General features: G+C 31.0%; 17 protein-coding genes. All 17 read right to left on the bottom strand.

Annotation, left to right across the window (positions count from 1 at the left end):
- Positions 1–184 precede the first annotated feature (184 nt).
- Positions 185–616, bottom strand: a complete 432-nt coding sequence (locus tag VK071_04420) for a hypothetical protein (GenBank protein HLR34557.1) — start codon at positions 614–616, stop codon at positions 185–187.
- 51 nt (positions 617–667) lie between these two features.
- A complete protein-coding gene (locus VK071_04415; protein ID HLR34556.1) occupies positions 668–880 on the bottom strand; it encodes a hypothetical protein in 213 nt (70 codons plus the stop codon).
- 6 nt (positions 881–886) lie between these two features.
- A complete protein-coding gene (locus VK071_04410; protein HLR34555.1) occupies positions 887–1,216 on the bottom strand; it encodes a hypothetical protein in 330 nt (109 codons plus the stop codon).
- Between the two features lie 13 nt (positions 1,217–1,229).
- On the bottom strand, positions 1,230–1,499 hold the full coding sequence (locus tag VK071_04405) for a hypothetical protein (GenBank protein ID HLR34554.1): 270 nt from the start codon (positions 1,497–1,499) through the stop codon (positions 1,230–1,232).
- 43 nt (positions 1,500–1,542) lie between these two features.
- Positions 1,543–1,758 carry a hypothetical protein gene (locus tag VK071_04400; GenBank protein HLR34553.1) on the bottom strand — a complete coding sequence of 72 codons (216 nt, stop codon included), beginning with the start codon at positions 1,756–1,758 and terminating at the stop codon, positions 1,543–1,545.
- A complete protein-coding gene (locus VK071_04395) occupies positions 1,755–2,054 on the bottom strand; it encodes a hypothetical protein (GenBank protein HLR34552.1) in 300 nt (99 codons plus the stop codon). Before VK071_04395 ends, VK071_04400 begins: the two co-directional genes overlap by 4 nt.
- Positions 2,055–2,056: 2 nt before the next feature.
- Positions 2,057–2,362 (bottom strand): DUF3310 domain-containing protein, encoded by a 306-nt coding sequence (locus VK071_04390; protein HLR34551.1) that lies wholly within the window; start codon positions 2,360–2,362, stop codon positions 2,057–2,059.
- A 157-nt stretch (positions 2,363–2,519) separates the two neighbouring features.
- Complete coding sequence (locus tag VK071_04385; protein ID HLR34550.1) at positions 2,520–3,434, bottom strand: DNA cytosine methyltransferase; 915 nt, start codon at positions 3,432–3,434, stop codon at positions 2,520–2,522.
- 102 nt (positions 3,435–3,536) lie between these two features.
- A complete protein-coding gene (locus VK071_04380; protein HLR34549.1) occupies positions 3,537–4,043 on the bottom strand; it encodes a deoxyuridine 5'-triphosphate nucleotidohydrolase in 507 nt (168 codons plus the stop codon).
- A 2-nt stretch (positions 4,044–4,045) separates the two neighbouring features.
- Positions 4,046–4,219 carry a hypothetical protein gene (locus VK071_04375; GenBank protein HLR34548.1) on the bottom strand — a complete coding sequence of 58 codons (174 nt, stop codon included), beginning with the start codon at positions 4,217–4,219 and terminating at the stop codon, positions 4,046–4,048.
- A 226-nt stretch (positions 4,220–4,445) separates the two neighbouring features.
- Complete coding sequence (locus tag VK071_04370; GenBank protein HLR34547.1) at positions 4,446–4,595, bottom strand: hypothetical protein; 150 nt, start codon at positions 4,593–4,595, stop codon at positions 4,446–4,448.
- A gap of 4 nt (positions 4,596–4,599) precedes the next feature.
- Complete coding sequence (locus tag VK071_04365; GenBank protein ID HLR34546.1) at positions 4,600–4,785, bottom strand: hypothetical protein; 186 nt, start codon at positions 4,783–4,785, stop codon at positions 4,600–4,602.
- Entirely contained in the window at positions 4,786–4,953 is a 168-nt protein-coding gene (locus VK071_04360; protein HLR34545.1) for a hypothetical protein, read from the bottom strand.
- 52 nt (positions 4,954–5,005) lie between these two features.
- Complete coding sequence (locus tag VK071_04355) at positions 5,006–5,329, bottom strand: hypothetical protein (protein ID HLR34544.1); 324 nt, start codon at positions 5,327–5,329, stop codon at positions 5,006–5,008.
- Between the two features lie 35 nt (positions 5,330–5,364).
- Positions 5,365–5,961: a hypothetical protein gene (locus VK071_04350; GenBank protein ID HLR34543.1), complete on the bottom strand. Its 597-nt coding sequence runs from the start codon at positions 5,959–5,961 to the stop codon at positions 5,365–5,367.
- Positions 5,958–6,128, bottom strand: a complete 171-nt coding sequence (locus VK071_04345) for a hypothetical protein (protein ID HLR34542.1) — start codon at positions 6,126–6,128, stop codon at positions 5,958–5,960. Before VK071_04345 ends, VK071_04350 begins: the two co-directional genes overlap by 4 nt.
- Before the next feature lie 12 nt (positions 6,129–6,140).
- Positions 6,141–6,548, bottom strand: a complete 408-nt coding sequence (locus VK071_04340; GenBank protein ID HLR34541.1) for a single-stranded DNA-binding protein — start codon at positions 6,546–6,548, stop codon at positions 6,141–6,143.
- Positions 6,549–6,655: the final 107 nt, after the last annotated feature.

Here is a 6,655-nt window from a genome sequence, read left to right as displayed (position 1 = left end):
ATTATTTTATATTTATCAATCGAGTATCACTCCAATTTTGATATAAAAATAGGACCTACCTCAACAGATAGATCCTACACAAATTAAAGGGGACAAAATATATGATAAGTTTAAATTTCCATATATTTCTATAATACTATAATAACACTATTTGCAAACGAAATGGGGACATAAAGAGGACATCTTATTTACTTCCATATATTCCTACTACCATTTTATTTATCGCTGCAGTCCTTATCCTCTTACAATGTCTTTCTCCATATTTAACTATCCCTGCTACTTCCCACCATTGCCTACTACATATATATTTTCCTTCGAGTATTGTTCTTTCTACTTCTGTTAGCCCCTCTAATGCCCTATCTACACTATCTATTTTCCTTTTATTATCTTCTATTTTTATGTTTAATTCTTCTTTTTCTTCTGATATTGATAATACTGTACTTTCTACTACACTACTTATATTGTTAGTTGGACTTGTTCCTACTTCATCAAAACTTATACCATTTACTCCACATTCTTTATTCAAGTATTCTATATCCTTTTTCATATTATCTATACTTATTTTTAGCATATTATAATTTGATAGTAAGTTTTCTACCTTCTTATATTTATCCATACATTCACTCCTTGTAAATATTCAGGGGCATACAGCCCCTTGTATTTATCCTCAAGATTGGCAGCTTGTATCTGTGCTTTCCTCATACATTAATACTGACCTAGCAGTCTTTGTATATCCTTGTCCACTTAGTATAGTTACTAATGCATCTCTAACCTCTACAAACGGCTTGTCTGCTATTAGTTTGTTGTTAGCTATACTATTTATAGCATTGATATTTATATTGTCTTTATTTAGGTCTATTAGTATATCTTTTATTGTCATTGATTTTTACCTCCCTTGTCTTATTGCTGTTATTTCTTCTTCTAATATTCTAATTTCTATTTTTAATATATTGATTTTTTCTAAACTCGCTTTAGCTAATCCATCCGCTATATTGCTTTCAGTTTTAGCTTGTACGACTCTTTCTTCACCTCTGCATACATCGGATAGGATTGATACCTGCATTCCCTTTTCTCGCTGAATTAACAACTCTTGACTGTATAGTTTTCTATACTCTCTATCTTTTTTAGCTGATTCTATTAAATTATCTTTATATTCTACTTGTGATTTTTGTAATTCTTGTAGTAACATTTTTCTTCTTTCTGTTAGTTCATACACTTAATCACCTTCTTTAAAATAAACTCCGTTGTATTTCTGTACCATATTCATTTATATATATTGTTTTTAATTGTTTTTCTATGTTTTTTGTAAACCTTTTTGGAATATGCCATTTCAAACCTTGATTAGTGTATATGTGTAAATAATCATATTCTTTTAAATCTTTTATTGTATATTTATCTGATACAAATAGTTCTCCGTTAAAGTACCCTAAATGTGTTCCTTGCTTTTTATTCCAATTCAATTTATATACTTTGCCTGATCCGTATATATCAAGTCTCATTTAATCACCTACTTAATTTTATTGCATACCATTTTCTTTTTAATCACCCTTCTATCCACATACTATCTTCTCCACATTTGGGACACTTTGATATAGGGCCACCTTCACCATCATACATAAAATATCCACCTTGCATACTGATTTTAAATACAGCGCTCTTAATGTTCATTTCTCCACTTTGGTAGTTGCACTCTTCACAAACTATATTTCCTATCTGTACTCCTTTTTCCTCTATTTCTTTATCTGTGATATTATTCAATAGATCTTCCCTCCCATCAATTCCCTTATCTCATCATCTGTATAACCTTCTTTTCTATATTTACCTTGTAGATCTAGTTTCAGCTTTAAATCTAATTCCCTACCATTCTTCCCGTGTACTCCATAATTTCCATGATGGCAATCCCAGCATAGTAAAATTAACGTTTCTAGTCTTTCTTGTTGTTTTCTTCGCCCTCTACCACCTAGAATATGGTGTACCTGTACCATATAGGAGCTATGACATAGTTCACATAGCCCCTTACTTCTTTTTAGTACCTTTTGTCTTAACTTATTCAAACTTACTCCCCTTTACTTGTAATTTCTCTTTGTAGATACCATATAGCTTTTTGTAAATCTTTTACTTTATTACCTTTATGGTTGCATCTAGCTATATATTTAATTACATTACCTAAATTAAAATTCAATCCCCAATCTTCTATCACGTCTATTACCTCGTATTCCCCTTTATTATAGTGTATAGGACTGTCTACACCATACTCATATTGTTTGAGCAGATCTGTATCTATACCTGTTTTTGTACCATAGTCACTGAATGCTTTTTCCATTTTCCCAGTTTGTTCCATAGCTTCCTTAAATTCATTCATCTCAATATCCTCCTTATCTCCCTGTGCTCCCATATCCACCTCTGTTTTTATTTCCTAATCTCTCTACTTCCTCAAATTCATATTTACTACTTCTCATTGCTGGTTTTTTAGGTCTCATTTTTGTTCCCTTTGTTTTTGTTTTAATTGTAATATTCAGCTAAATATGTTTAAAAATATGTGCTATCACATCTACTGTCCATCCATCGCCTAGCATATTGTATCTATGTGTATTTGCTACACCTTCCGTATAATTATCAGGCACGGTTTGTAGTCTTTCATATTCAATAGGTGTTAATTTTCTACATCTACCAGCCTGAAAGACCTTCTTTTGTAAATTGCCACCCCGACAAGCTGTTAATGTTCCACATTTGCCATTGGGGTTGTATACTCGTTTCAATATATCATGTCCTTTTAAGTGTAATGTAGCTATTACTTTTTTGTTATTGCCATGATAGTCAAATGTTTTATCGTACCAAAATTTACTTCTTCCATTCTCTAACTTGTCTACCTCTTCAGCAGAAAGCATTATGTCTTTTAATGCTATTCCTTTGTCTTTTGGTAGCTCTTTTACATTTATATTTGTCCAATAATATCTTTTCCTATCTTGAGCAGATACTAAATTGCTATCTATTTTCAGAGGTTCTACGCTTAATACTTGTGTGATTATATCTTTATCTTTGTTTTTCATACTACCAACATTCTCAAGCATAAATTTTATATTCTCATTATTGTTTTGTTTCAACCATCTCAAAATTCTTATATACTCATAAAATAAACTAGATTTTTTGCCTTTTAGTCCTTGATTGTGTTCAGGGTTATTTATAACTGCTATAGATAAGTTTTGACAAGGACTGCCACCTATTAATAAACTAATTTTAGGTAGCTTTTTTAATACGTTTTCATCGATTTTAGCAACGTCACCTAATTGAATTGTATTAGGATAATTTTTTTGAGTTATTTTTATCGCTGGTTCATATACTTCACTTGCAAAGTATTTATTGTATTTTATGTTCGCTCTTTCTAATGCTAGTTGTCCACCACTCATACCGTCAAATAAACTTAATACATTCATATTTATCAAATTCCTTTCTCGTCAGAAAGGTGGCCGACCATTAAAATATTGCCTTTGACAGTTTTTTGTTTTTCTTAATAATGCATAAACAGCAAATTATGCCTATTTTCCCGTAGTTCCATATCCACCTCTGTCTTTGTTCCCCAACTTGTCTACTTCTTCAAATCTAAAATTAGGTTGATTTTTCCATATTCTAAATTGGCATACCCTGTCAAATCTATTGATAGCCCCATTTCTCATTGCTATAAACTCAATCATCCATTCATCGTCATCTCCACAATAGCTATTATCTATTGTTCCTACTGAATTTGTTTGTATTAGTCCATAATTTTTAAATGTAGAACTTCTAGGTCTTATTTCTGCTTCGTAGCCCTTTGGTAATTCTATTGCTATCCCTAATCCAAATTTGATTATGTCGCCTTTTTCATACTTCACAACACTTTCTAACATTGGTAAACTTGCTAACTTCTCTTTGTCTTTCCCTGTCAATACGAATCTATTACTTTCCCATTCTTTTATATTATCTACTCTTAAATCTATCCAATCCCCTTGCGATAATTTTTCTAACCTTGGATAATCTTTGCTAAAATATTTTATTTTAATCTCCATGTTTACCTCCAATTTACTTCATGTATTTTTATATCTTCTTTATAAAATTTCCTCACTTTATCTATTGCTGATTCTTCATCTTCTGCATTTACTTTCATATAAAACATTCCTTCATTTATTTTGTATACCACTTCACAAGGATACTCTTCTTCTGTTCCGGGTCTCCATTCTTTCATTTAATCCCCCTTATTTTTTATACAGTTTACATTTATCGCATTTTTCCTTATTTACTTCATTTCCGTACCATACGGAGTCTACTTTAGTACAAATTCCACCATATCTATATTTGCAAGGTTCTTTTTGCATTATTCTTCCTCCCTTTTTAATGTCCTGAGTTCCTCTCATCCCAGTATTGTGTATAAAAGTTTTTATATCTTTTGTTTTCTTCGTTTAATTCTCTGATTAACTTATCTTTTCATATAGTTTTTCATACAATATTTTTGAGTCTTTATCTTTAGATTTTGTTATTTTATTTTCTAATCTACGATTATCCAGTAAAAATAAAGCATTTAACACTGTTAGATAAATAGTTAGCGGTATTAGTAATTTCATATCATCAACTCACTTTCATAGATATTTCATGTATTTCTATTTCGTTTTCATATAATTTCCTTACTTTTGTTTTTGCTTCTTCTTCGTTTTCTGCAAGTACATTCATGTAGTACATTTCCCCCTTGCTCTTATATGTTACTTGCCAACTATATAGTTCAACTGTCCCTGGTAGATATTCTTTAAAGGGCATTTATACCACCTTCCTTGTTTTTTCTGTATATACAATATCGTCCATCACTTCCACTCTTGCTCTGCCTTCGTATTCTTTCGTTGTAGCTATTTTTTCTTTAAAAGAATAGTATGGTATAGCTTGTACTATTAAAAGTCTTTCTTCTTCCTTTAAATCTCTTAGAGTCATATACAACACTCCTTGTTGTTAAATTTTTCCAGCAAATTTAAAAAATAATAAACTATATTTCTTTTAATTTCACTTCTATCCTCGGATCCTTTTTATCTACATCAAATTTATGATTTATATCTCCTATCTCTGACCAGCCATCGTTTTTAATTATCCCCGCATTTACTAATCCATCTAGTATAAATTTAGTTCCAGCTATGATGTTATCTTTATCCATTCTTCTATTCTTGCATATCCAGTTTATTTCTATGTCTATCTTGTCTAATTGCCTTTTAACGCTTGATTTAGCTATCATTGATACTAAGTTAGTGTTGTCCTTTTTCATCGTTGCATACTGCATGTAGTGACTCTTAGAGGCTGATACAATTTCGTTCATAGAAGGTAATCTCCCTGGGATCGTAAATTTATAAATCATTCAACCACCTCTATATTTTTATATCTTAGTAGATCTACTTTCAGAAAACTTTCCACTAATCCATTTTCTTTTTGTAAAGTTACAAACCTATCTTCGTTTTGAATTAGTTTACCTATAAAATATTTAGTCGGATTATGTTTATTTGTTTTTCTTTTTATCTTGTATGTCTTTCCTTTGTCTAATTTTAAATCTGATAATTCTAAGCCTTTATCATAAGGTTGATTTATAAGTTCCTTATATTTTCTTTTGTAGTATTGGTTTTCCCTTCTTATCATTTCCCTTCTTTGTCGTTCTCGCCTTATTTTGTCTACCTCATATCTACAATCTTTGCACCATGAATGTAATTTGTCTTTAGTATTTTTGTTATAGTGAAAATGCTCATTTGTCGCTGGATACTCTAATTCACACCTAGTACATGTTTTTCTTTCTATTTTAGCTTCTTCTTTTTTCTTTTCCCTCAACTTCTTCTGTATCTTACTTTTGCAAGTCTTGCAATAATACTCAAACCCATCTTCCATTGACTTGTTTCTATAAAAATTATCTGGAGTAAGTGGAAGTATTTCTTTACACCTAGAACATGTTTTGGTTTTCATCTTCTCATCTTCATCCTTTCTATAGCCTCTATAGCATATCCGATATAATTGTTTTCTTTAGTTCTATTTTCTCTAGCTATGTCTAGTTTCTTTTTATATTCTTGATATTTTTCACAACTATCATGGCAATTCAAAGTTCTTTTTTTGCATTTATAGCAACATTTCACATTTATCAGCTCCTAAAATGGGATGTCCTCATTCGTTTGTTGAAATCCTTCTATGTCATCATCATTTTGTTTTTGTTTATCTCCCCATTCTAGAAATTGTACTTGATTGGCTACTACATCAGTTGTATATACTCTCTTACCATCTTTATCCTCATAACTGCCTGTCTGGATCCTGCCTTGAACTGCTGTCAATCTACCTTTTGCTAAATAGTTAGCACAACTTTCAGCCTGCTTTCCCCAGACTACTATTCTTATAAAGTCGGCCGTAGGCTGGTTTCTAGATTCCATTTCTTGTTTTTTCTCTTTAGATAACTGCTTGTCTACTGCTAGAGTAAAGTTAGTTACTGCTCTTCCTCCATTTTGTAAATATCTTAGTTCTGGGTCCTTTATTAATCTTCCTATTAGCGTTATATTGTTCATTATTTATCTCTCCTTAGTTTTTGAGTGTTTTATAGTAGTAGTAATTTATCTTGTTCAACATTTTTCCTATTAATTTTTTAAATCCCTTCTGCTTGCCTGCTACTGTT

It is taken from the genome of Tissierellales bacterium (assembly GCA_035301805.1).
Taxonomy (GTDB): domain Bacteria; phylum Bacillota; class Clostridia; order Tissierellales; family DATGTQ01; genus DATGTQ01.
Note: the sequence above shows the minus strand (reverse complement) of the source record. Positions and strands in the feature narration are given on the sequence as shown.